The organism is Bacillus cereus group sp. MG20, from assembly GCF_040459885.1.
GTDB lineage: Bacteria > Bacillota > Bacilli > Bacillales > Bacillaceae_G > Bacillus_A > Bacillus_A cereus.
Genome location: NZ_JARVHF010000001.1, coordinates 3882229 through 3905249 on the forward strand (window position 1 = coordinate 3882229; position 23021 = coordinate 3905249).

Here is a 23021-nt window from a genome sequence, read left to right on the forward strand (position 1 = left end):
GATGAAGAAGACGGTTGAAAAAATATTAAAAGAGATTATAGATGCTACGTCTATTACAGATATGTGTGATAAAAGCGTTTGTCATTGGCTTCAACCTGTAGTAGATACGATTGTGTTTCCAGAGTATTACTTATTTTCTAGTACTCATTTAAAAGAAAATATTATTTCTCTTCTTATTGTGTTCGGGGTTTTACTAATATTTGGTCTAATTGTAGAAGAAATGATGAAGCGCATCTTCAGAAAGAATGAAGAGAAGTATATGTGGATTCATAAAGTATTCGAGAAAGTAATGGTGGCTTTCCTTTTGTTTTATGGTATAAAAACAATCATTTACTTTATAGCTTTGAAACATCATTAATTCGAAATTTGAAAGGGATGTATAAAATTATATGAATGAAACGATATCATCAAATAAGTTTTTTTATTTGATTTTACTTAGTCTAGTGTTAATAACGACAGTGAATGTTATTTTGCGCTGGGAGGAAGCTTACTTTTTCATGTATTTAGCGCTTCATTTGCTAGGGATTTTATGTATAAGTGGTGGAGTGGTTACTGAAAAAAAGAATGAAGAAAGCGTTAATTATATGTGTGTGATCGGTCTTGTTTTACTTTTAGCTGTACAAGGTATTATGAAATATAGTTCTTTCTCTTTACAAGATTTTAATTTATTAATAGATGTACTTCCTTAAAGAGGCTTTTTATGTTATCTAAAAAGCAAGTAGGGTACGTGTGTTGGTTTGTACGTGCGATCCTTATTCCGGATTATGAACCGAAGAAAGTGTTTAAAGATAGGTAAAACTCTTCTTGTGTAGAAGAGTTTTTTTATGTAAATAAAAGGATCTCGAGCAATTCACATAATAAGCTTGTTCTAATTTAGCGTGTACGAACTTACAATAATAATAGACAGGCAGCATAGAGGAGGGAATAGCGTGAGGAAGGTTATTGGTTGGTCGCTTTTTTTGTACGTTGGATTTGCGTTACTTATATATTGGTATTTATTTGGAGGGAATCATGAACTTATTCCGGACATGTATAAAGGAACAAGTGCAGATCCAGAAACGTTTATGAGTGCGAGAGAGCTTACGCTAAGCCAAGATTATTCGCGCGTGAAAAATTTACTATACTTTTTAGCGACGCCTCTTGAATGGATTATTTTATTGTTTGTACTTGTGCTAGGTATTTCAAGAAAGTTTGAGAAATGGTCGAAGGAAACGACTAAAATAAGTGTTTTGCAAGTTGCGATTTATTTCTTTTATTTATCATTACTGACAACAGTACTTGCCTTACCGATGCAATGGATTGGCCGGAAAGTGTCCGTTGATTACGGCATTTCAACGCAAAGCACACAAAGCTGGATTAAAGATCATGTTATCGGTTTTTGGGAAAGTTATGCGACTATGTTAATTGTAGTGACCGTTCTATTATGGCTTATCCGTAAATTTCCGAAGAGATGGTGGCTAGCAGGGTGGGCGCTCTCTGTTCCATTTACAATCTTTTTAACATTCATACAGCCTGTCGTTATTGACCCACTGTATAACGACTTTTCGACGCTGAAAAATAAAGAATTAGAAACGAAAATTTTAGCGATAGCAGACAAAGCGGATATTCCTGCTAAACACGTATATGAAGTAAATATGTCAGAAAAAACGAATGCATTAAATGCTTACGTAACAGGAATTGGCCCTAACGCCCGTATTGTAATGTGGGATACAACGCTTAAGCAGTTAAAAGATAAAGAGATTTTATTTATCATGGCCCATGAAATGGGGCATTATGTTATGAAGCATATATATTTTGGCGTTGCAAGTTATGTATTGCTATCGTTTATAGGTATGTTTTTAATTAGTCGTATTATAAATATGTGTATTCGCAAATGGGGAGATACATTGCAAATTTCAAAAGTAGCATGTTTCTCCATTTTACCTTTATTTTTCTTAATTTCTTCTATACTCTCTTTTGCAGCACAACCAGCAACAAACTACGTTTCACGTATAGAAGAAAGAGCGGCAGATCAATATGCTTTAAATATGACGAAGGATGGGAAATCTGGTGTGAAAACTTTTCAATACTTATCAAAAACAAGTTTAAGCCAAGTAAATCCGCCTGCGTTAGTGAAGTTTTTCTTATACACGCACCCACCAATTTTTGAAAGAATTCATACGTTTGAACAATATGAGAAACAAAGAAAAAAGGAGTAGCTATTATGCTACTTTTTTTTATAGAAAAATAAGTTTTATATTGGGAATATTTATCATTGCTTTTTACTGTGATTTTGTAAATAATAAGCTATAAAATTCTAAAAATCTATATATGAAGGAATAAAGGTGAAAAAATGTATTTTTTACAAAATTTAAAAGTGAAATATAAATTATTAGCGCTTATTTCATTAGCAGTTTTAGGTATGGTAATTATGAGCAGTGTAGCAATTAATTCTATTAATAAGATTAAGCACGATACAGAGGTTGTAGTAGATGATTATCAATATTCTGCAATTTTATTAGAAGGAATGCTTCGTACACAAAATTCACTAGAATATAACTTACTAGAATTAATTACGGCATCACAAAATGAAGTGGCAAATAAAGAGGGGATAATTGATAATATTGAAAAGGATCTTAAAAAATATGATTCTTTATTAAAAGAATATGATGATGGTTTTAATTTAAGTAAGCAAGAGGATGAACTGTTTCAGAAGATGAAGAAATCTTTACCAAGTTATAAAGATACATATAAGAAATTATTTGAAAAGGCGAAGGCAACAAACGAGCCGCAAATGGTAAATGAATTTCAGAAGGAATTAAAACCGAAGGGAATAGAGTTAGCTGGTTATGCAGTGGATCTAGAATCGTATGTTTCAAATTTAGCTGACCAAGTATTTAAAGATTCGCAAAAAATGATTGATCGTTCCGTTATTACCTTTATCATTCTTGTAGTAGTTACTACAATCGTTATATGTATAGTAAGTTATATTATTAGCAAGCTTATAGTTGCTCCTTTACAAACGGTTAGTCGTATGATGGAAAGAGCGAAAGAAGGAGATTTAACTGTACATGGTGATTATACTGCTAAGGATGAATTAGGTGTATTAGTAAGTAATTTTAATGAGATGATTGCAGGGCTAAGAACAAATATGCAAGAAGTAGAGAATAATATTCAGCTTCTATTCCAACATGCAGACGGAGTAGCATCTGCATCAGAAGTATCTAGTAGTGCAGCAAAAAAAATCACTATGGATATTGAAGAAGTCGCAAATGGTGCAGAGAGTCAAATGCAAGCAATGGAACAAACTGCGGGTGCGATGGAAGAGTTGACACAAGGAATGCAGAGTATAGTCAATACATCATCCTCTGTAAATGAATTATCTGCTCACTCAGCATTAGATGCAGAGAGTGGTAACAAATTAATGAAACAAATGATTCAACAGATGGATACAATCCAAAATTCGGTACATAGCGGTGTGAAACAAGTAGAGACTATGAAAGAACAATCAGAAGAAATTGTTAAAATCATTGATGTAATGCAAGGTATTACCTCTCAGATTAACTTATTAGCATTAAACGCCGCAATTGAGGCTGCACGTGCTGGTGAAAGTGGTAGAGGATTTGCAATTGTGGCAGATGAAGTGCGGAAATTAGCAGAACAATCTAGTGATTCTGCAAAACAAATTGAGAATCTTATTACTCAAGTTATGGGAACAACGAACCATACGGTACATATGATGGGGAAAGTAGATAATGAGGTACAGGCAGGTACACAAGTAGTAATGCACACAGAAAAAGTATTTGGAACAATTACAGAAAAAGTACAACAAGTATCTGAGCAAATTCAAACGGTATCTATGTCTACAGATGAAATTGCAGCGAGTAGTGAGGAAATCTCGGCTTCTGCAGAAGACATGGCTCAAATTTCCCAAAGATCATCTGACCGAACTGATAGGGTAAAAGAGTCTATTCAACAGCAAGAAAAATCTGTTCAAGAGATTTCTGTTTCAATTGAACATATGCATAACGCAGCAGGAAAACTAAAACAAATAGTTGCCCAATTTACACTTCAAAAGTAGTAGCATATTTGAGTGTTAATAAATATAAAAAAAGCATCCTCTTTAATAAAAAAGGATGCTTTTTTTATTGCTACTATTCATAGACTTCGGGCATTTTCAAGGCGATGATTTATACATACTAGATTTGTATATTACTTATTTTTTGACAGTTTAAGAGATTTATCGACGAGACTCATTTCTGTATTAGTGTTTTTAGATCCTGCTGTTGCCAAACTATTAGACCGGATTTAGATGCAAGTAATAGGGATTATCCTTATATTTGTAGGGATGGCACTAACTTTTCGCAAGGGAAGAGAAGGCGAGTTATCAGTGAAGGGGAATGCTACCTCTGAAATATAAATCATGAATATAGTAATCGCCATTAGGTATCTCTTTTAGGTCCCAATAAAGAGAAGTTGTAAAGTGAAAAGGAGTTTATAAAGAAATTGTAGAATGTTTTAGTATATAACACCTTAGATGTGACAACTTCCTTTTTGAAAAAGAAAGAAGGAGGCATAAAGCAGAAAGCAGAAAGGTAGTGGAAATATTTCTCCTAGAAGATTTGCATTTTATCTTACATTCACCAAAAAATAGTACTCCTGAAACAATGAAGTTCATTTTATTTGAATGAAATAGGGAGAGAGGATAATGAAGAAAAAAATATTGGGTGTAATGATGATTGCGACAATGGCAGGAGGTATATTTGCAGGGACGAATGTGACGCCTGTAAAAGCGGAAGAGTATCCACAAATGATTGTGTTTGAAGATGTTCCATACGGATTTTGGGCATATGATGCTATTATGGATTTAGCATATCATAAAATTATATTAGGGTATGGAAACGGGAAGTATGGTGTTGGTGATCTTATAACACGTGAACAAGTAGCTGGGACTATTTACAGAACACTTGAGATAAAGGAAGAAGGATCAGTAGCGAATCCATATAAAGATGTTTCTGATAGTACGACAACTTTTAAAAAGGAAATTTTGGCGTTAACAAAACGTGGTGTTTTTACAGGGGATGGCCAAGGGAATTTTAGGCCGAAAGCACCAATCTCTAGAGCGGAAATGGCTGTCATTTTAAAACGAGCATTTAATTTTGAAACGAAACAAAAACATACATTTAAAGATATTCCAAAAGGCCACTGGGCAGAAGATGCAATTAGTGCGCTACAATCTAATAATGTTGTAAGAGGAACTGGGAATGGCATGTATGAATTAAATCGCCCTGTACCTAGAGAACAATATGCTCAGTTTATTAATAATGCGATTATTAATTATCATTTGAAAGAGGATTGGAAATAGAGTGAAATATGAAAGCATAAATAGAAATATTTGTGCTTTTTTGTTTGTTTAAAAAAGAATTATTATTCGTTTATTTGTATTTTTAATGTTATACATAAGCTTTATAATCAACCCCATAAAAAAGACATGATGTGTAATATGATTCACAAAACCGTCACGAAATGTGTCGAAAAATATATTGTCACTATACCATTTATTCTGTATATTTTTAAAAAAACATATACATATTGGGGAGATAATTTGATGAGCAAAAAATTATTAAAAACAGCTACAGCATTAACAATTATGGGTGGGGTGTTATTCTCAGCAGAGAGTAACAGTGTAAAAGCGGAAAGTGCACCGTTGCAAAAAACAAATACAATTGTATTTAAAGATGTACCAAAAGGACATTGGGCATATGAGGCAATTCATGAATTAGCGGAACAAGAAATTATTTTGGGATATGGCGATGGAATATTCGGTTTTGGGGATAATGTAACACGTGAGCAAGTTGCAGCTTTAATTTACCGTGTGTTTGATATGGAAGAACAAGATGAATATGAAAACCCATATGGAGATATTGATGAAAATTCAACAAGCTTTATCGAGGAGATATTGGCTTTAACGGAAATGGGAATTTTCCAGGGAGACGAGAATGGAAACTTTAGACCGAAGGCGACGTTAACGCGTGCGGAAATGGCACAAGTTCTTACGAATGCTTTTGACTTACAGGCCAAGGGATCTCATAACTTTAATGATGTTTCAGCAAATTCATGGGCAACGAATGCAATTAGTGCAGTACAAACAAATGGTATTACAATGGGAATCGGAGAAGGTAAATTCGGTCCGTCTATGAAGGTAACGAGAGAACAATACGCACAGTTTTTACATAGAGCAATATTGCATGATATGGAACAAGGGCAGTAATAAAGTTTAACTAGTCAAAGTGAAATTTAAAAATAATACAAAAAGGTCGTTGTTGTATAACAGCGGCCTTTTTTGTATGAAATAAAGCACGAAAGAATGGCGTTTTGAAAAAAAATGAAATGAATTTTCGAAAAAAACTTCCTTTTCCGAAGATTTGTTATATAATATAAAACATGAAATCAAATCTGTTATAAAACAGTTTAAGAAGGGGATGCTAATATGTCGACGCAAACTTCACGGGTTACACTCGTTGGAGAAATGTTACCAGCGTACAACGAAATATTGACACCTGAGGTGCTTAGTTTTTTGAAGGAACTACATGAGAATTTCAATGAGCGCCGCATAGAACTTTTACAAAAACGTGTAGAAAAACAAAAGAGAATTGATGCAGGGGAGTTTCCGAAGTTTCTAGAAGAAACAAAACACATACGTGAAGCGGATTGGACAATTGCCAAGCTGCCAAAAGACTTAGAGGATCGCCGCGTAGAGATTACTGGACCGGTAGATAGAAAGATGGTCATTAACGCTTTAAATTCAGGAGCGCATCTTTTTATGGCGGATTTTGAAGATTCGAATGCACCAACTTGGGAAAACGCAGTTGAAGGTCAAATCAATTTACGAGATGCAGTAAAGGGAACGATTTCACATAAAAATGATAAAGGGAAAGAATATAGATTAAATGAGAAAACAGCTGTACTCATTGTACGTCCAAGAGGATGGCATTTAGAGGAAAAGCATATGCAAGTTGATGGGAAGAATATGTCGGGTAGCTTAGTAGATTTCGGCTTGTACTTTTTCCATAATGCGAAAGCTCTTTTAGCAAAAGGAAGCGGCCCATACTTTTACTTACCAAAAATGGAAAGTTATTTAGAAGCGAGATTATGGAATGATGTATTCGTATTTGCTCAAAAATATATCGGCATTCCAAATGGAACGATTAAAGCAACTGTGTTACTGGAAACGATTCACGCTTCGTTTGAAATGGATGAAATTTTATATGAGCTAAAAGATCATTCTGCTGGCTTAAACTGCGGAAGATGGGATTATATTTTTAGCTTTTTAAAGAGTTTCCGTAATCATAATAAATTCTTACTACCAGATAGAGCACAAGTCACGATGACGGCGCCATTTATGCGTTCGTATTCTTTGAAAGTAATTCAAACATGTCACCGCCGTAATGCACCAGCAATTGGAGGAATGGCGGCACAAATTCCGATTAAAAATAATCCAGAAGCAAATGAAGCAGCTTTTGAAAAAGTGCGTGCTGATAAGGAGCGCGAAGCTTTAGACGGTCATGACGGGACTTGGGTTGCCCACCCTGGACTTGTACCGGTTGCAATGGAAGTATTTAATCACATTATGAAAACACCGAATCAAATTTTTAGAAAACGTGAAGAAATATGTGTAACAGAAAACGATTTACTAGAGGTACCGGTGGGAACGATTACAGAAGAGGGCCTTCGCATGAATATTAGTGTAGGTATTCAATATATTGCATCTTGGTTAAGCGGACGGGGAGCAGCACCCATTTATAACTTAATGGAAGATGCGGCAACTGCTGAAATTTCAAGAGCACAAGTATGGCAATGGATTCGTCATGAAGGTGGAAAACTAAATGATGGTCGTAATATTACGCTTGAATTAATGGAAGAGCTAAAAGAAGAAGAATTAGCAAAAATAGAAAGAGAGATTGGTAAGGAAGCCTTTAAGAAAGGGAGATTCCAAGAGGCGACAACGTTGTTTACAAATCTCGTTCGAAATGATGAATTCGTACCATTTTTAACATTACCGGGTTATGAAATTTTATAAAAAATGAAAAGGGGATGGAACAAATGAAAAACGAAAGAATCGAGAAGTTACAAGAAAGCTGGGAATTAGATGAGCGTTGGAAAGGGATCACACGTCCATATTCGGCAGAAGATGTAATTCGCCTGCGCGGGTCAATTGATATTGAACATACGTTAGCGCGTCGTGGTGCTGAGAAGCTTTGGACATCGCTTCATACAGAAGACTATATTAACGCACTTGGCGCATTAACAGGAAACCAAGCGATGCAACAAGTAAAAGCTGGGTTAAAAGCGATTTACTTAAGTGGTTGGCAAGTAGCAGCTGATGCAAACCTTTCTGGACATATGTATCCAGACCAAAGTTTATATCCAGCGAACAGCGTACCTGCTGTAGTAAAACGAATTAATCAAACGCTTCAACGTGCGGATCAAATTCAGCATATGGAAGGAAGCGATGATACAGACTATTTCGTACCGATTGTAGCAGATGCAGAAGCTGGATTTGGTGGGCAATTAAATGTATTCGAACTGATGAAAGGTATGATTGAAGCAGGTGCATCAGGTGTGCATTTTGAAGATCAATTATCTTCAGAAAAAAAATGTGGCCATTTAGGCGGAAAAGTACTACTACCAACGCAAACAGCAGTACGCAATTTAATTTCTGCACGTCTTGCAGCAGATGTAATGGGAGTGCCGACAATTATCGTTGCAAGAACAGATGCGGATGCAGCTGATTTAATTACGAGCGATATCGATCCTGTTGATAAAGCATTTATTACAGGAGAAAGAACACCAGAAGGATTTTACCGTACGAATGCAGGTCTTGATCAAGCAATTGCGCGTGGTTTAGCGTATGCACCGTATGCAGACCTCGTTTGGTGTGAAACGTCGGAACCAAATTTAGAAGATGCAAAACGATTTGCGGACGCAATTCATAAGGAGCATCCAGGAAAGCTACTTGCATATAACTGTTCACCTTCATTCAACTGGAAACAAAAACTAGATGAAAAAACAATTGCGAGCTTCCAAAAGGAAATCGCATCTTACGGTTATAAGTTCCAATTCGTAACGCTTGCTGGATTCCATTCATTAAATTACGGTATGTTTGAACTAGCACGTGGCTATAAAGAGCGCGGCATGGCAGCATACTCTGAACTACAACAAGCAGAATTCGCAGCTGAAAAACACGGCTACTCTGCAACACGTCATCAACGCGAAGTAGGAACAGGTTACTTTGATGAAGTGGCACAAGTGATTACAGGCGGAACTTCATCAACGACAGCGTTAAAAGGATCTACAGAAGAAGCACAGTTTACGAAATAAAAGGAAGGGGCACCTTTTTGAAAGGTGCCCCTTGTTATTTTCTAAACGATTCGAAAAGAAATATCGATTTATCGGAAAAAAAACGATACTAACTTTTCTTTATTACTAAATCAACTCCACTCAGCTCTATGATCGCGAATAAACTTCATATCTTTCTCGTAATGCTCTAGATGTCCTTCATCAATCATTCTTTGGAAATTCAAGTCGCCTTCTTGTGCTTTTCGTTTCATATATGTACATAACCCTTCTAATCGAAGCAACACCATTCCTAAGTAATCTTCATCCATATTTTTACCATAGGACTGAACGAACAATTTGACTCTCTCTTTAATACGATCTGCATGTTGCGGTGAATCATAATGAACGGCTTCACCGGATTCTGTATAATATACTCTACTTAAAGGCACACAAGTATAAAGTGTATAAGCGATATCCCATAGTCTTGGGCCAGGAGCAGCAACATCGAAATCAATAATCCCTACTGGCTTCTCATTATTAAAAATAATATTATATATGGCAAAATCATTATGGCATAAAACCTCAATGTTATTTGGCGTGTGATCCATCGGTTTCCAATCATCTAATAAAGGAAAATCACTTACAGCATCATGGTAAAGGCGGAGCATCTTTGCGATTTCTTTTAATACATCATTAGATCGCATATATTCTTTTAAAGGATAATTGCCAGCTTCTCCTTCAATAAAGGATAAAATCTCTCTATCTTTTTCATCTACAGCTAAAAACTTTGGCGCATGATGAAATCCCTTGTTTTCTAAGTGGTGTAATAGCTTATGGATCTTTGCACTATCTGGCTTTAACTCTCGACGAACAGTATTTTTAGAACGATATACGTTCGAAACGTTTCCGCCTGTTAGCTTTTCTTCGTTATCGTAGTTTGACATGTAAAAATTCCCCCTATAATTAAAAAATCCAATTCCAAATAGTGAATAGACCAACAATGGCAGAAAAGAGAAGGGAAGCAAGCAATGCTAGACAGCCAAAAGGGACTAGCTTATCTTGCCATGTTTCTTTATACTCATAAATTAACTCTTCTGCTACTTTCTTCTGCACTGAAGATAAAGGTTGCTCTTTATACAAACTTTTTATATGGTTAGAATCGCCTTTAAACTTTAAAGCACGTGCAATATGATGAGGACTATTTCCCATTGATTTTTCAAATAATAAACATGATTCATGCATAATGTCTGTTTTATGCTCCTCTAGATACCAGTAACGTCCAGCCATTTCTGGATATTGTAATTTATAATAAATATCTCCGAGTTGTTTTCGAAGATGTAATTCATTTGGGTATGTAAAGATGAGGCCATGCAATCTATCTCTTGCTTTTCCAAGATTATTATTTTCAATATCCTCTTCAATTCTTTTTAATGTTTTTCTAGAAATTTTATTGGTCATAAACTCCCCCTTATTTAGAATAGAGATAAGTATATTTTATAAGAAATACTAAAAATTAGAAATTCTATTTTCGAAAAAGATTGTACATTTTATTTTAATGTGCTATGATGATGTCAGTTGAATAGTTAAATTAAGCAATCCATATGTTATCAAGTGCTGGAAACGAACGAGAAAAAGTATGTGAGAACTAGTTTATGTTTCGTATTTGATAATGTGTGGATTCTTTTTTTAGACAGGAAGACTAAAAAATTTAAAATTTGTATTTTCTTAGGAGGAAATAATTATGGCAGTAACAGGACAAGTAAAATGGTTTAACAACGAAAAAGGCTTCGGTTTCATCGAAGTTCCAGGCGAAAACGACGTATTCGTACACTTCTCTGCAATCGAAACTGACGGTTTCAAATCTCTAGAAGAAGGTCAAAAAGTTAGCTTCGAAATCGAAGAAGGTAACCGTGGACCTCAAGCTAAAAACGTAATCAAACTATAATTTTATAGTTGATGATGGAAAAAAGGATGGCTAATGCCATCCTTTTTTTGTTGTGGAGAAAGTTTTTCCAGAGCCTGTTTTTATATCTAAATCTCTTTTTTTATGTTAAAACTGGTGAAAAATCACCGGGAATGCGTATTAGTTTCTGTAGAAGAATTAGTTCAGCAAGAGCATTTGTTGCGTATGATAGTAAATAACTATAAATTTGTATTCTCTGTTGAAATGGGGAAATATTTTCCAGATAGACCTTGAGTAACATCTTTTTTGTTAGTGTTGTTGTTGGAATTTTGTACGTTTTGAGATGATGTTTCTAACAGTTGTTCTTGTTCCTTACTAGGGGTATTCAGAGCATCTGAGGGGATGCTATTAACCTGCTGGCTTAATAGATTTTTTTTATCCATAGTATACAGCTCCTTTTTGGAATTCGATAAAAAGCAATGTAATTATAAATAGCCACTTATATATTGTGTTTTTGAATGAAATTATATACAAAACTTATATTATAAAGTTAACTAATTAACGAATTATTAGTGATGGATAAAGGTGTACAAATTTGAAGTTATTAATAAAAATTAAAAGCGAGTAACAAGTACAAATACTTTTTCTCATGTTTTAGATAAGGATCATATTACAAATCAAAAAAGATGTAGAGAACCTTGGAAGAAAATATAGTTTTTTTTAGGGTGAAGAAGAATAAATAAAATGATACTACAAATGTAAAAAGGCATTCCATAAAGGAAGGCCTTTTATTGTTCTTGCCCTGATTTTTTCTTCTCACGTTTTTTACATTCTGGACATTTTGATTTACGAAACGGTTTAGCAAAGAATAGCAGAATGAAGAATAAACCAAATATAATACTAGCTGAGTTTTTCACGATAATGACGCTACTATTTTTCATTTGAATTGATGGTTGGATTTCTTTTTCTTCCATAGTGGCCCTCCATATATTGGATTTATATTTTAATTATAGCAAAGTTAATTGTTTTAATGATGTGAAAATAGGAAGGGATAATAAATATTTATAGGTAGTATAAATGCTGTTTTTATAACTTTAAAATTAAATCATTACTATATCGTGATTTTATTATTTAACAAATGTTTGATAAATGATAAAAAATTGTAAAAAAGCGGAACTTGTAAGCTATTTCCTTTTCATAGATGCTAAAATTATATATGCAGCTGCTAATATAAATGGAAAAAAGGAGATAATGGAGTATGGAAAGTAAAGTGGAACGCTATGTCGAAAATTATGTTGTAACGAAAAATACGATGGCCTTACTTCCTGTTATTCTAAGTGAAAAGAAAATTGTTACGCGAGTCGTTGAAATGAATGATTCTTTTTTCGTATTTCAAAAACCTCTAGATATTATAGAAAGAAGTTGCCGCAAGCATGGCTCTAGTTTCTTAGGCAGAAAAGAAGGAACGAAAGAGTTAACTCATATTACACATAAAGCACCGATTGCGATTAGTCCAGCAGATCAACTTTATTTTTTCCCTACCTATTCTTACTCTAGAAAAGAGTGCGCTTGGTTGTCTCATTTTTATATTGAAAGTAATAAAGAATTAAAAGATGGAAATCTTATTATTAGATTTATAAATGGCTTTGCTGTGAAATTAGAAATATCAAAAACTAGTTTTGAAAATCAACAAAATCGTACAGCGAAATTACGTACTGAATATGAAGATCGTAGGAAAAAACAAGGGAGCCCTTGTTTTAAAGAGGTTGATAAAAAAGAGGAATCAACATTAAGACCCGCTTATGAGAGTGTGTATTTTGTGAAAGAAGGCGAAGTGTGAAAGAATGGGGGAATCCCCATTCTTTTTTTGTTTGTCAGTCAGTCTTTGTAGGTAAGGCGATATATTAGAAAATCACCAGTGTAATTTCATTTACCGAAAAAATCAAAAAACAATCTAAATAACAAAACGAACGACACGTCCTGTCGAATATTGATAGATTATCATAGCTAAATAATGAAGGAATTCTTATGAAAGATATGGAAACTTTAATAAATACATCTCCATATGTCGTATCTACCATTTCCTCTTTCATATAAGCAATGATACAGTAGGGATAGTATTTAGAGTAAAGGGGTAAAGTGTAGAATGGATTTTCAGACAATCAAAGAGTATTTTTCACCAGAAAATATGGATCATATTGTTGAGAGTTATAAAGCGTTCGGACCACTTCTTGGTATTGGTTTACCGATGATAGAGGCGTTGATTCCAGCATTACCGCTTATCGTATTTGTACTGGCGAATGCTGTTGCATTTGGCTTTTGGCTCGGTTTTCTTTATTCATGGCTTGGATCAGTAATGGGTGCATTACTTGTCTTTTTCATCATCCGCCATTTTGGTCGCAGTCGTTTCTTTTCGTTTGTAAATAAGCATGAGAGAGTACGAAAAGCAATGGGGTGGATTGAAAGGAAAGGATTCGCACCGATTTTTGTTATATTTTGTTTTCCGTTTACACCGTCAGCGCTCATAAATGTTGTCGCTGGTTTATCCCGAATTAGTGTAAAACAGTTTGGTCTAGCGTTAGCATTCGGAAAACTTGTGATGATTTTTATTTTAACGTATATCGGTCATGATTTAATGTCATTTATTCATAATCCGGTGAAATCAGTCATTGTAGCGATTGGTATTTTTATTTTATGGTATGTCGGTAAGAAAATCGAAGTAAAGTTAGAACTACATTAAGAATAGTCTTCTTTGTAAAGGAAAGCTTCAGTATTAAAGGATAAGGGGAGAAGCAGATGAAGAAAACTTTGAAAAAAGAAGGCATAGAGTGGATACGAACAATTTTAATTGGTGTATTATTAGCTGTATTTTTTCGAACGTTTTTCTTTTCAACGTATGTTGTAGAGGGGAAGTCAATGATGCCGACATTGCAAGATGGCAATATGCTAGTTGTAAATAAGGTGAGTTATCAAGTTGGGGACTTGAACAGATTTGACGTTGTGGTATTTCATGCGAATAAAAAAGAGGACTATGTAAAGCGGATTATCGGTTTACCTGGAGATCATATTGAATATAAGCAGGATAAGTTATATATAAATGGTCAATTTATTGATGAGCCTTATTTAGAGAAGTATAAGAAAGAGATAAATGGAAGGCAACTAACAGGCGACTTTACATTAGAAGAGTTAACGAAAGAAAAGCTGGTGCCACCCGGGTTTATTTTTGTAGTAGGTGATAACCGGCTCGGGAGCTGGGATAGTAGACACTTTGGCTTTGTAAAAGCTGATACAGTTGTCGGTAAAGTTGATTTGCGATATTGGCCAATTCAAGAGGTGCAAACGAATTTTTCAAAAGGTTGATATAATGAAGTAGAAGTATAGAAAAGACAAACAACTCAGTTTGTCTTTTTTCGTGTACTATAATACAATTATAGTAGCAAACTAACGTTCGTTATGTAAGTGAAAGGTGGGGTTACATGTCACTTCGATTTGTGATTGGTAGAGCGGGAAGTGGAAAAAGTACACTTTGTTTATGCGAAGTGCAAGAAGAGTTAAAACAACGCCCGAGAGGGAAAACAATATTATATCTTGTGCCAGAACAGATGACATTCCAGACGCAGCAGGCGTTAATTGGAAGTGAGGATGTAAGAGGTTCTATTCGGGCACAAGTTTTTAGTTTTTCACGATTAGCGTGGAAGGTACTACAAGAAGTTGGCGGAGCGAGTCGTCTTCATATTGATGAAACTGGTGTACATATGTTACTCCGTAAAATTGTAGAGTCTCGTAAAGATGGATTATCGGTGTTCCAAAAAGCAGCGGAGCAAAACGGTTTCTTTGAACATCTTGGCAGTATGATTGCAGAGTTTAAACGTTACAATGTAACGCCATCTAACGTATATGAAATGTGGCAACAATTAGATGCGCATAGTAGCAGTGCCGAACAAAAGTTACTAGCGAATAAAGTGTATGATTTACAGTTACTATACGATGATTTTGAACGTGCTTTAATTGGAAAATACTTAGATTCAGAAGACTACCTGCAATTGCTAGTGGAAAAGCTTCCGCAGTCTGAATATGTAAATGGTGCGGAAATTTATATAGACGGGTTTCATTCATTTTCCCCGCAAGAGTTAGAGATTGTAAGACAGCTTATGATTTGCGGAGCGAAAGTTACGATCACGTTAACGATAGATGAAAAAACGTTAGCACAGCCAGTAAATGAACTCGATTTATTTTATGAAACGACGTTAACGTATGAAAAAATAAAACAAGTAGCGCGTGAAGAGAAAATAGAAATTGAAAAAACAATTCCACTTATGGAACAGCCGCGTTTTCATTCTCCAGCATTAGCGCATTTAGAAGCTCATTATGAAGCGCGTCCGAATGAAAAATTTAACGGTGAAGCGAGTGTAACGATTAGTACAGCTGCGAATTTACGAGCGGAGGTAGAAGGTGTTGCTCGTGAAATTCGTAAACTTGTTGCGGATGAAAAATATCGTTACCGAGATATTGCAGTGCTTCTTCGTAATGGGGAAAGTTATTACGATGTGATGCGAACGTTATTTACAGATTACAATATCCCGCACTTCATCGATGAAAAGCGCCCGATGTCACACCACCCATTGGTAGAATGTATTCGTTCTGCACTCGAGATTATTAGTGGGAATTGGCGTTATGATGCGGTGTTCCGTTGCGTGAAAACAGAGCTTTTATATCCATTAGACGTAAGAAAAGAAGTGATGCGTGAAGAAATGGATGAATTTGAAAATTACTGTTTAGCGTACGGTGTACAAGGAAAGAGATGGACTGCTGAAGATCCATGGATGTATCGCCGTTATCGTTCTCTTGATGATACGAACGGGATGATTACAGACAGTGAACGTGAAATGGAAGAGAAAATAAATAGGCTACGTGACGTTGTAAGAACACCTGTTATTCGCATGCAAAAAAGGTTAAAGCGTGCAGGAACAGTTATGCAAATGTGTGAAGCAGTTTACTTGTTTTTAGAAGAACTGGATGTTCCGAAGAAACTAGAAGAATTACGTATACGTGCAGAAGAAAGTGGAGATTTCTTATTTGCGACAGATCATGAACAAGTATGGGAAGAAGTAATGAGCCTTCTTGATACATTTGTAGAGATGCTTGGGGAAGAGAAAATGTCTCTTTCTATGTTTACTGACGTTATGTCGACAGGTCTTGAGGCACTTCAATTTGCTAACATTCCGCCGTCATTAGACCAAGTGTTAATTGCTAATATTGATCACTCCAGGTTATCTGACGTGAAAGCAACGTTTATTATAGGTGTAAATGAGGGTGTCATTCCAGCAACACCTATGGATGAAGGTATGCTTTCTGATGAGGAAAGAGAAGTTCTTGGTGCGGCAGGGATTGAATTAGCGCCAACGACGAGACAAACTTTGTTAGAAGAACAGTTCGTTATGTATCAAATGGTAACGAGAGCATCTGAGAAGTTATACATTTCATGCCCGCTTGCAGATGAAGAAGGAAAGACGTTACTTGCGTCTAGCTTTATTAAGAAAATAAAAAGAATGTTCCCTAATGTGAAAGATTCATTTATTACGAATGATGTAAATGATTTATCACGTTCAGAACAAATTTCATATGTAGCAACGCCAGAAGTAACGTTATCTTACGTTATGCAGCAACTACAAACGTGGAAGCGATACGGATTTGAAGGGAATTTAGACTTTTGGTGGGACGTATATAATTTCTACGTAACTTCAGATGAATGGAAACAAAAAAGTAGCCGCGTCTTATCAAGTTTATTCTATCGAAATCGTGCGAAGAAACTAAGTACAGCAGTAAGTAGAGATTTATACGGAGATATAATTAAAGGAAGCGTCTCTCGTATGGAACTATTTAATCGTTGTGCATACGCTCATTTTGCGCAGCACGGTTTATCGCTTAGAGAGCGTGATATTTTCAAGCTTGATGCGCCAGACATCGGCGAATTATTCCATGCGGCATTAAAGAAAATTGCGGACAAGTTATTGCGTGAAAACCGTACTTGGGCGGATTTATCTATAAAAGAGTGTGAGCATCTTTCTGTTTTAGTAATAGAAGAAATTGCGCCGTTATTACAACGACAAATTTTATTAAGCTCAAACCGTCATTTCTATTTAAAACAAAAACTACAACAAATCATTTTCCGTACGTCAATCATTCTTCGTGAACATGCGAAGTCAAGCGGATTCGTACCAGTTGATTTAGAAGTGCCGTTCGGTATGGGTGGTACAGGATCACTTCCGCCAATGGAATTCTCATTACCAAATGGTGTGAAGATGGAAGTAGTCGGTCGTATTGACCGTGTTGATAAGGCAGAAGATGAAAACGGGACGTTCTTACGTATTATTGATTATAAATCAAGTTCAAAAGCGTTAGATTTAACGGAAGTGTATTACGGATTAGCACTTCAAATGTTAACGTATTTAGATGTTGTTACTTCGAATGCACAGACGTGGATGAAAAAAGGCCACGCAGCATCACCAGCTGGTGTATTGTATTTCCATATTCATAACCCAATCGTTGAGATGAAAGGTGACGCATCTGAAGCTGAAATTGAAAAAGAAATTTTAAAGAAATTTAAAATGAAAGGACTCGTATTAGGAGATGCTGACGTTGTTCGTTTAATGGATAACAAACTTTCAACAGGAAGTTCAGATATTATTTCTGCTGGCCTGAAAAAAGACGGTAGCTTTAGTGCGCGTTCAAGTATTGCAAGTGAGCAAGAGTTTAACGTACTGCAAAAATATGTACACCATACGTTTGAAAATATCGGAAAAGATATTACAGAAGGTGTTATCGATATTGCTCCTTATAAAATGGGAAATAAAGCAGCATGTACGTTCTGTAACTTCAAATCTGTTTGTCAATTTGATGAGTCACTTGAAGATAATCAGTTCCGATCGTTAAAAGATATGAAAGATAGCGAAGCGATGGAGAAAATAAGAGAGGAGGTTGGCGGAGAATGATAGAAAATTGGCCTAAAAAACCAGAAGGTAGTCAATGGACAGATGACCAGTGGAAAGCTGTTGTAGCTAACGGACGTGATATTTTAGTTGCGGCTGCAGCTGGATCAGGTAAAACAGCAGTATTAGTTGAACGTATTATTAAAAAGATTATTAATGAAGAGAATCCAGTCGATGTCGACCGCCTGCTCGTTGTAACATTTACGAATGCAGCAGCGCAAGAGATGAAAAACCGAATCGGGGAAGCGTTAGAAAAAGTATTAATTGATGAACCAGGCTCTCAACACGTAAGAAAGCAGCTGAGCCTATTAAATAAAGCTTCCATTTCAACAATTCACTCATTCTGTTTACAAGTTATTAGAGGATATTACTACATGCTTGATGTTGATCCTCGTTTCCGTATTGCGAATCAAACAGAAAATGAATTGTTAAAAGAAGAAGTGTTAGATGACATATTAGAAGAAGAGTATGGCATCGAAGATAATACGATATTCTTTGAACTCGTTGATCGTTATACGAGTGACCGTAGTGATGATGACTTACAACGTATGATTTTAGCGCTTCATACAGAATCAAGAGCGCATCCAAATCCGGAAAAATGGCTTGATAAATTAGTAGAAGCATATGACGTAGAAGGAAAGACAATTGAGGATTTAGTATATGCTTCTTATTTATTAGAAGATGTGAAATTCCAGCTTGAAACAGCGGAACAGCATATTCGTAAGGCAACTGAACTCGCGATGCTTCCTGACGGTCCAGCGCCTCGCATTGAAACTCTGCAAGCAGATGTAGCTCTACTTGGAACGCTATCATCAGCTGCTCGTGAGTCGTGGACAAGTTTGTATGAAGCGATGCAAAACGTATCGTGGCAAACGTTAAAGCGTATTAAGAAAAGTGATTACAATGAAGATGTTGTAAAACAAGTAGACTCTCTTCGTAATAAAGCGAAAGATGAAGTGAAGAAATTACAAGAAGAGTTATTTAGCCGCAAACCTGAAAGTTTCTTACGAGATTTTCAAGATATGCACCCAGTATTAGAAAAGCTTGTTCAACTTGTAAAAGTATTTACAGAGCGTTTCCAAGCGATGAAGCGAGATAAAGGAATGGTCGATTTCACAGATTTAGAGCATTTCTGTTTACAAATTTTAAGTGAACAAAGTGAAAATGGTGAAATGAATCCTTCAGCAGTAGCGCTTCAATATCGTAATAAATTTGCTGAAGTGTTAGTCGATGAATATCAAGATACGAACTTTGTACAGGAATCCATTATTAAATTTGTAACGAAAGATTCTGAGAGTGAAGGAAACTTGTTCATGGTTGGCGACGTAAAGCAGTCAATTTATCGTTTCCGACTAGCCGAACCAGGCTTATTCCTAGGAAAGTATAAACGCTTTACGCAAGAAGGATCGGGCGGCGGAATGAAGATTGACTTAGCGAAAAATTTCCGTAGTCGTCATGAAGTGCTAGCAGGAACGAACTTCATCTTCAAACAAATTATGGGCGAAGAAGTTGGGGAAATCGATTACGATGCTGACGCTGAATTAAAGCTAGGTGCTAGCTATCCAGAAGGTGAAGATGTAGCGGCAGAGCTATTATGTATTCAGCAAACGGAAGAAGAAGTAATGGATGGAGAAGAAGGTGCAGAAGTCGAAAAAGCACAGCTAGAAGCTCGTCTTATGGCGCAGCGTATTAAAGCGATGGTTGATTCAGGTTATGAAGTGTATGATCGTAAAACGGATAGTATGCGCCCTGTACAATACCGTGATTTCGTTATTTTACTCCGCTCGATGCCGTGGGCGCCGCAAATTATGGAAGAGTTAAAATTGCAAGGAATTCCAGTATATGCTGACCTTGCGACTGGTTATTTTGAAGCGACAGAAGTAAATATTATGATGAACGTATTCCGCGTTATTGATAATCCGATGCAAGATATTCCGCTTGCAGCTGTACTTCGTTCACCGATTGTGGGACTAAATGATGAAGACCTTGCGACGCTTCGTGCTCATGGGAAGAAAGGGTCATTTTATGAAGTAATGAGCTCGTTCTTAAAAGGAGCACCGCTTGAAGAAGAGCAAGAACTTCATGATAAATTAGAGTGGTTTTATAATTTACTGCAAGGATGGCGTGAATTTGCCCGTCAACAATCCCTTTCTGATTTAATTTGGAAAGTGTACGGTGAGACAGGTTATTACGACTTCGTTGGCGGTTTACCAGCAGGAAAGCAAAGACAAGCAAACTTACGGGTACTATATGACCGTGCAAGACAATATGAAGCAACATCATTTAGAGGGTTATTCCGCTTCTTACGTTTTATTGAACGTATTTTAGAACGCGGTGATGATATGGGTACGGCGAGAGCCCTAGGTGAACAAGAAGACGTTGTTCGCATTATGACGATTCATAAAAGTAAAGGGCTAGAGTTCCCGGTCGTATTTGTAGCTGGACTCGGTCGTCGTTTTAATACACAAGACTTAATGAAGCGTTTCTTACTGCATAAAGATTTCGGTTTCGGTTCACAATTTATCGATCCGCGTAAACGAATTAAATATACGACATTATCGCAACTTGCAATTAAACGCAAAATGAAAATGGAATTAATCGCGGAAGAAATGCGTGTATTATATGTAGCGTTAACGCGTGCGAAAGAGAAGTTAATTTTAATCGGAACAGTTAAGGATGCAAATAAGGAAATGGAAAAATGGCTTGATGCGAGGGAACATAATGAATGGTTATTACCAGATCACATACGTGCCGGAGCGTCTTGTTATTTAGACTGGATTGCACCTTCATTATATAGACATCGTGATAGTGAAATGCTTTTTGAATTAGGACAAGGAAGCATTCCGGATGAAATTTACGGGTATGACACTAGCTGGAAAGTAGAAGTTGTGGACGGTAACACGCTACTTGCACCAGAGCCAGTTCAAGAAGAGAAACAAGAATTGTTAGAAGCGCTTCGTGAAAAAAAGGCTGTTCCCCTGCAAAGTGAACGGAAAGAAGAAGTGTACGACAGATTAATGTGGAAGTACGGATATGAGGATGCGACATCTCATCGTGCGAAGCAATCTGTTACAGAAATAAAGAGAAATTATCAATCTGAAGAAGGTAGCGATAACGCCTTTATTAAAAAACTACGTGCACCAATTAAAACACGTCCGCGCTTTATGGAGAAAAAAGGGTTAACGTACGCAGAGCGTGGAACAGCAGTCCATGCCGTTATGCAGCATGTAGATTTGAAGAAACCGATTACGGCCGAAACGCTACAAGAACAAATCGCAGGAATGGTAAATAAGGAATTATTAACATTCGAGCAGGCGGAAGAAATAGCAATTGAAAAAGTAATTTCATTCTTTGACAGTGACTTAGGTAAAAGGGTATTAGCGGCAAAAAGTGTAGAGCGTGAAGTACCATTTACGATGATGCTTGCAGCAGAAGAAGCATATCAAGATTGGCAAGGGAAGAGTGAAGAAACGATTCTTGTCCAAGGGGTTATCGACTGCATGATTGAAGAGGAAGATGGCATTACGTTAATCGACTTCAAAACAGATACGATTGAAGGGAAATTCCCAGGCGGATTCGAACAAGCAAAACCAATTTTAGAAGATCGATATAAAGTGCAACTTTCGTTATATGCAAAAGCACTTGAGAAAAGCTTACAACATCCTGTCAAAGAGAAATGTTTATACTTCTTTGATGGGAATCACGTTGTAAATATTGAAGGATAGACGACAGAAAGGGGCTATAAAAAATGACAACGTTAAGAACTTGTGAACAGGGACACGAGTATTATAAAAGTAGCGATTGTCCAACTTGCCCAACCTGTGAGAAAGAGAGAAAACCAAAACAAGGTTTTCTCTCTCTTCTTTCAGCACCAGCAAGAAGAGCATTAGAGCACCACGGAATTCAAACTGTAGAAGAACTCTCAAAATATAGTGAAAAAGAAATATTAAAACTGCATGGTATGGGACCTGCGTCTTTGCCGAAGCTTAGACAAGCTTTGGAGGAGAGCGGATTATCATTTAAATAAAATGAAATAGTGCCTCTTCACTACTTACTTGTTTATACTACTATTTGTGAACAGTAAAGCTCTTGCTGATTAAAATTTCATTCTAATAATTTGAATTAGATAAAAGAAAAAAGTAGGAGAATATCTCCTACTTTTTTACGCTGTTCCAATCTGATCTTGATCCGCCACATCAGAATCAAACGTATTTGTTGCACTAACACCGCTAAAAGTATTCACAACAAACCCAACATTGGAAGCTCCAGATCCGTTATAGGCTTTCGTGTTTTCTTTCGGAGACACGTTATAAAAATCTCCTAAGTTGAAAGAGCCGTTACTGTTTTGAACGACGAGATTTCCTACAACCGAAGGCATACCATCCACCTACTTTACTAAGCTTTTTAATTACTATATGAATTATTGTGCGGAAGGTTCATCTGTAATATATTGGCGGATTTGCATAATACGAGAGTTATTAAAAACATAATCAACATTTCCAATTTGAAAGCAACCAGAATTTAAAAGTGTCCGTAATTCAACGTTATTAACTTCAATAAAAGGGCATTCATTTACAATATTTAATTTTACATCTGTCGTTCGTTTTGGAATTGTAATGTGTTCATCTGTAAAGATTTCAAAAGCATCAAAACGACCTTCTCCCCTTATATAACAAGGAATTTCACGGTGGACGGCAAGAGCTCTACTTTTTAATTCCATTTGGTTTGCATCTCCAACTTGCAATACGGCAGTAATCCCTAAAGAAATAATAGAAACATTTTGGACAATGGACACATGATGCAACATAATT

General features: G+C 36.1%; 21 protein-coding genes and 2 pseudogenes. 17 read left to right on the top strand and 6 right to left on the bottom strand.

Annotation, left to right across the window (positions count from 1 at the left end; translation table 11 throughout):
• Window position 1: 1 nt before the first annotated feature.
• The 10 genes and pseudogenes from QCI81_RS19900 to aceA all read left to right on the top strand — a co-directional run bounded on the left by QCI81_RS19900 (window position 2) and on the right by aceA (window position 9360).
• Complete coding sequence (locus tag QCI81_RS19900; RefSeq protein ID WP_029442111.1) at window positions 2–358, top strand: hypothetical protein; 357 nt, start codon at window positions 2–4, stop codon at window positions 356–358.
• Window positions 359–389: 31 nt separating this feature from the next.
• Window positions 390–689 carry a DUF2101 family protein gene (locus QCI81_RS19905; protein ID WP_016082517.1) on the top strand — a complete coding sequence of 100 codons (300 nt, stop codon included), beginning with the start codon at window positions 390–392 and terminating at the stop codon, window positions 687–689.
• 240 nt (window positions 690–929) lie between these two features.
• A complete protein-coding gene (locus QCI81_RS19910; RefSeq protein WP_071731588.1) occupies window positions 930–2198 on the top strand; it encodes a M48 family metallopeptidase in 1269 nt (422 codons plus the stop codon).
• A gap of 134 nt (window positions 2199–2332) precedes the next feature.
• A pseudogene (locus QCI81_RS27230) lies at window positions 2333–3112 on the top strand (MCP four helix bundle domain-containing protein); the annotation flags it as partial.
• 156 nt (window positions 3113–3268) lie between these two features.
• Complete coding sequence (locus tag QCI81_RS27235; RefSeq protein WP_422666874.1) at window positions 3269–4060, top strand: methyl-accepting chemotaxis protein; 792 nt, start codon at window positions 3269–3271, stop codon at window positions 4058–4060.
• Between the two features lie 58 nt (window positions 4061–4118).
• A pseudogene (locus QCI81_RS19920) lies at window positions 4119–4399 on the top strand (EamA family transporter); the annotation flags it as partial.
• 288 nt (window positions 4400–4687) lie between these two features.
• Entirely contained in the window at window positions 4688–5344 is a 657-nt protein-coding gene (locus tag QCI81_RS19925) for an S-layer homology domain-containing protein (protein ID WP_000727104.1), read from the top strand.
• A gap of 138 nt (window positions 5345–5482) precedes the next feature.
• Window positions 5483–6250, top strand: a complete 768-nt coding sequence (locus tag QCI81_RS19930) for an S-layer homology domain-containing protein (RefSeq protein WP_113304420.1) — start codon at window positions 5483–5485, stop codon at window positions 6248–6250.
• Between the two features lie 219 nt (window positions 6251–6469).
• Window positions 6470–8059 carry a malate synthase A gene (gene aceB / locus QCI81_RS19935; protein WP_048537986.1) on the top strand — a complete coding sequence of 530 codons (1590 nt, stop codon included), beginning with the start codon at window positions 6470–6472 and terminating at the stop codon, window positions 8057–8059.
• 23 nt (window positions 8060–8082) lie between these two features.
• Window positions 8083–9360, top strand: coding sequence for an isocitrate lyase (aceA, locus tag QCI81_RS19940; RefSeq protein WP_000787346.1), 1278 nt, complete (start codon window positions 8083–8085; stop codon window positions 9358–9360).
• Between the two features lie 110 nt (window positions 9361–9470).
• Here aceA and QCI81_RS19945 read toward each other — a convergent pair whose 3' ends face one another.
• Together QCI81_RS19945 and QCI81_RS19950 are read right to left on the bottom strand one after the other, a co-directional pair.
• The gene (locus tag QCI81_RS19945; RefSeq protein ID WP_071731590.1) at window positions 9471–10262 is read right to left on the bottom strand and encodes a phosphotransferase; all 792 of its coding nucleotides are present in this window, start codon (window positions 10260–10262) and stop codon (window positions 9471–9473) included.
• Between the two features lie 19 nt (window positions 10263–10281).
• Window positions 10282–10776 (bottom strand): DUF6584 family protein, encoded by a 495-nt coding sequence (locus tag QCI81_RS19950; protein ID WP_006924944.1) that lies wholly within the window; start codon window positions 10774–10776, stop codon window positions 10282–10284.
• A 283-nt stretch (window positions 10777–11059) separates the two neighbouring features.
• Here QCI81_RS19950 and cspA point away from each other — a divergent pair, with 283 nt between their 5' ends.
• Complete coding sequence (cspA, locus tag QCI81_RS19955; RefSeq protein WP_000301519.1) at window positions 11060–11263, top strand: RNA chaperone/antiterminator CspA; 204 nt, start codon at window positions 11060–11062, stop codon at window positions 11261–11263.
• Between the two features lie 197 nt (window positions 11264–11460).
• Here cspA and QCI81_RS19960 read toward each other — a convergent pair whose 3' ends face one another.
• Window positions 11461–11664, bottom strand: coding sequence for a hypothetical protein (locus tag QCI81_RS19960; protein ID WP_071731591.1), 204 nt, complete (start codon window positions 11662–11664; stop codon window positions 11461–11463).
• Between the two features lie 345 nt (window positions 11665–12009).
• Window positions 12010–12195, bottom strand: a complete 186-nt coding sequence (locus QCI81_RS19965; RefSeq protein ID WP_000391373.1) for a hypothetical protein — start codon at window positions 12193–12195, stop codon at window positions 12010–12012.
• Between the two features lie 284 nt (window positions 12196–12479).
• Here QCI81_RS19965 and QCI81_RS19970 point away from each other — a divergent pair, with 284 nt between their 5' ends.
• The 6 genes from QCI81_RS19970 to QCI81_RS19995 all read left to right on the top strand — a co-directional run bounded on the left by QCI81_RS19970 (window position 12480) and on the right by QCI81_RS19995 (window position 22237).
• On the top strand, window positions 12480–13061 hold the full coding sequence (locus QCI81_RS19970) for a competence protein ComK (RefSeq protein WP_000444444.1): 582 nt from the start codon (window positions 12480–12482) through the stop codon (window positions 13059–13061).
• A 306-nt stretch (window positions 13062–13367) separates the two neighbouring features.
• On the top strand, window positions 13368–13961 hold the full coding sequence (locus QCI81_RS19975) for a TVP38/TMEM64 family protein (protein WP_000347517.1): 594 nt from the start codon (window positions 13368–13370) through the stop codon (window positions 13959–13961).
• 56 nt (window positions 13962–14017) lie between these two features.
• The gene (gene lepB, locus QCI81_RS19980; protein WP_023521412.1) at window positions 14018–14581 is read left to right on the top strand and encodes a signal peptidase I; all 564 of its coding nucleotides are present in this window, start codon (window positions 14018–14020) and stop codon (window positions 14579–14581) included.
• Between the two features lie 116 nt (window positions 14582–14697).
• Window positions 14698–18213 carry a helicase-exonuclease AddAB subunit AddB gene (addB, locus tag QCI81_RS19985; RefSeq protein ID WP_071731592.1) on the top strand — a complete coding sequence of 1172 codons (3516 nt, stop codon included), beginning with the start codon at window positions 14698–14700 and terminating at the stop codon, window positions 18211–18213.
• Complete coding sequence (gene addA, locus QCI81_RS19990) at window positions 18210–21935, top strand: helicase-exonuclease AddAB subunit AddA (RefSeq protein WP_071731593.1); 3726 nt, start codon at window positions 18210–18212, stop codon at window positions 21933–21935. Before addB ends, addA begins: the two co-directional genes overlap by 4 nt.
• A 23-nt stretch (window positions 21936–21958) precedes the next feature.
• The gene (locus QCI81_RS19995; RefSeq protein ID WP_071731594.1) at window positions 21959–22237 is read left to right on the top strand and encodes an RNA polymerase alpha subunit C-terminal domain-containing protein; all 279 of its coding nucleotides are present in this window, start codon (window positions 21959–21961) and stop codon (window positions 22235–22237) included.
• Between the two features lie 135 nt (window positions 22238–22372).
• Here QCI81_RS19995 and gerPF read toward each other — a convergent pair whose 3' ends face one another.
• Both gerPF and QCI81_RS20005 read right to left on the bottom strand, forming a co-directional pair.
• Window positions 22373–22588, bottom strand: a complete 216-nt coding sequence (gene gerPF / locus QCI81_RS20000) for a spore germination protein GerPF (protein ID WP_001141570.1) — start codon at window positions 22586–22588, stop codon at window positions 22373–22375.
• 42 nt (window positions 22589–22630) lie between these two features.
• Complete coding sequence (locus tag QCI81_RS20005) at window positions 22631–23017, bottom strand: spore germination protein GerPE (RefSeq protein ID WP_000902329.1); 387 nt, start codon at window positions 23015–23017, stop codon at window positions 22631–22633.
• Window positions 23018–23021: the final 4 nt, after the last annotated feature.

Excerpts from the sequence above, each read along its gene's own strand:
- QCI81_RS19905 (WP_016082517.1), top strand. The coding sequence starts at position 390 with ATGAATGAAACGATATCATCAAATAAGTTTTTTTATTTGATTTTACTT.
- QCI81_RS19900 (WP_029442111.1), top strand. The coding sequence starts at position 2 with ATGAAGAAGACGGTTGAAAAAATATTAAAAGAGATTATAGATGCTACG.
- QCI81_RS19930 (WP_113304420.1), top strand. The coding sequence starts at position 5,483 with ATGATTCACAAAACCGTCACGAAATGTGTCGAAAAATATATTGTCACT.
- aceB (WP_048537986.1), top strand. The coding sequence starts at position 6,470 with ATGTCGACGCAAACTTCACGGGTTACACTCGTTGGAGAAATGTTACCA.
- QCI81_RS19950 (WP_006924944.1), bottom strand. The coding sequence starts at position 10,776 with ATGACCAATAAAATTTCTAGAAAAACATTAAAAAGAATTGAAGAGGAT.
- QCI81_RS19925 (WP_000727104.1), top strand. The coding sequence starts at position 4,688 with ATGAAGAAAAAAATATTGGGTGTAATGATGATTGCGACAATGGCAGGA.
- QCI81_RS19970 (WP_000444444.1), top strand. The coding sequence starts at position 12,480 with ATGGAAAGTAAAGTGGAACGCTATGTCGAAAATTATGTTGTAACGAAA.
- gerPF (WP_001141570.1), bottom strand. The coding sequence starts at position 22,588 with ATGCCTTCGGTTGTAGGAAATCTCGTCGTTCAAAACAGTAACGGCTCT.
- QCI81_RS27235 (WP_422666874.1), top strand. The coding sequence starts at position 3,269 with ATGCAAGCAATGGAACAAACTGCGGGTGCGATGGAAGAGTTGACACAA.
- aceA (WP_000787346.1), top strand. The coding sequence starts at position 8,083 with ATGAAAAACGAAAGAATCGAGAAGTTACAAGAAAGCTGGGAATTAGAT.
- addB (WP_071731592.1), top strand. The coding sequence starts at position 14,698 with ATGTCACTTCGATTTGTGATTGGTAGAGCGGGAAGTGGAAAAAGTACA.
- QCI81_RS20005 (WP_000902329.1), bottom strand. The coding sequence starts at position 23,017 with ATGTTGCATCATGTGTCCATTGTCCAAAATGTTTCTATTATTTCTTTA.
- QCI81_RS19960 (WP_071731591.1), bottom strand. The coding sequence starts at position 11,664 with ATGGATAAAAAAAATCTATTAAGCCAGCAGGTTAATAGCATCCCCTCA.
- QCI81_RS19975 (WP_000347517.1), top strand. The coding sequence starts at position 13,368 with ATGGATTTTCAGACAATCAAAGAGTATTTTTCACCAGAAAATATGGAT.
- QCI81_RS19995 (WP_071731594.1), top strand. The coding sequence starts at position 21,959 with ATGACAACGTTAAGAACTTGTGAACAGGGACACGAGTATTATAAAAGT.
- lepB (WP_023521412.1), top strand. The coding sequence starts at position 14,018 with ATGAAGAAAACTTTGAAAAAAGAAGGCATAGAGTGGATACGAACAATT.
- QCI81_RS19945 (WP_071731590.1), bottom strand. The coding sequence starts at position 10,262 with ATGTCAAACTACGATAACGAAGAAAAGCTAACAGGCGGAAACGTTTCG.
- cspA (WP_000301519.1), top strand. The coding sequence starts at position 11,060 with ATGGCAGTAACAGGACAAGTAAAATGGTTTAACAACGAAAAAGGCTTC.
- addA (WP_071731593.1), top strand. The coding sequence starts at position 18,210 with ATGATAGAAAATTGGCCTAAAAAACCAGAAGGTAGTCAATGGACAGAT.
- QCI81_RS19965 (WP_000391373.1), bottom strand. The coding sequence starts at position 12,195 with ATGGAAGAAAAAGAAATCCAACCATCAATTCAAATGAAAAATAGTAGC.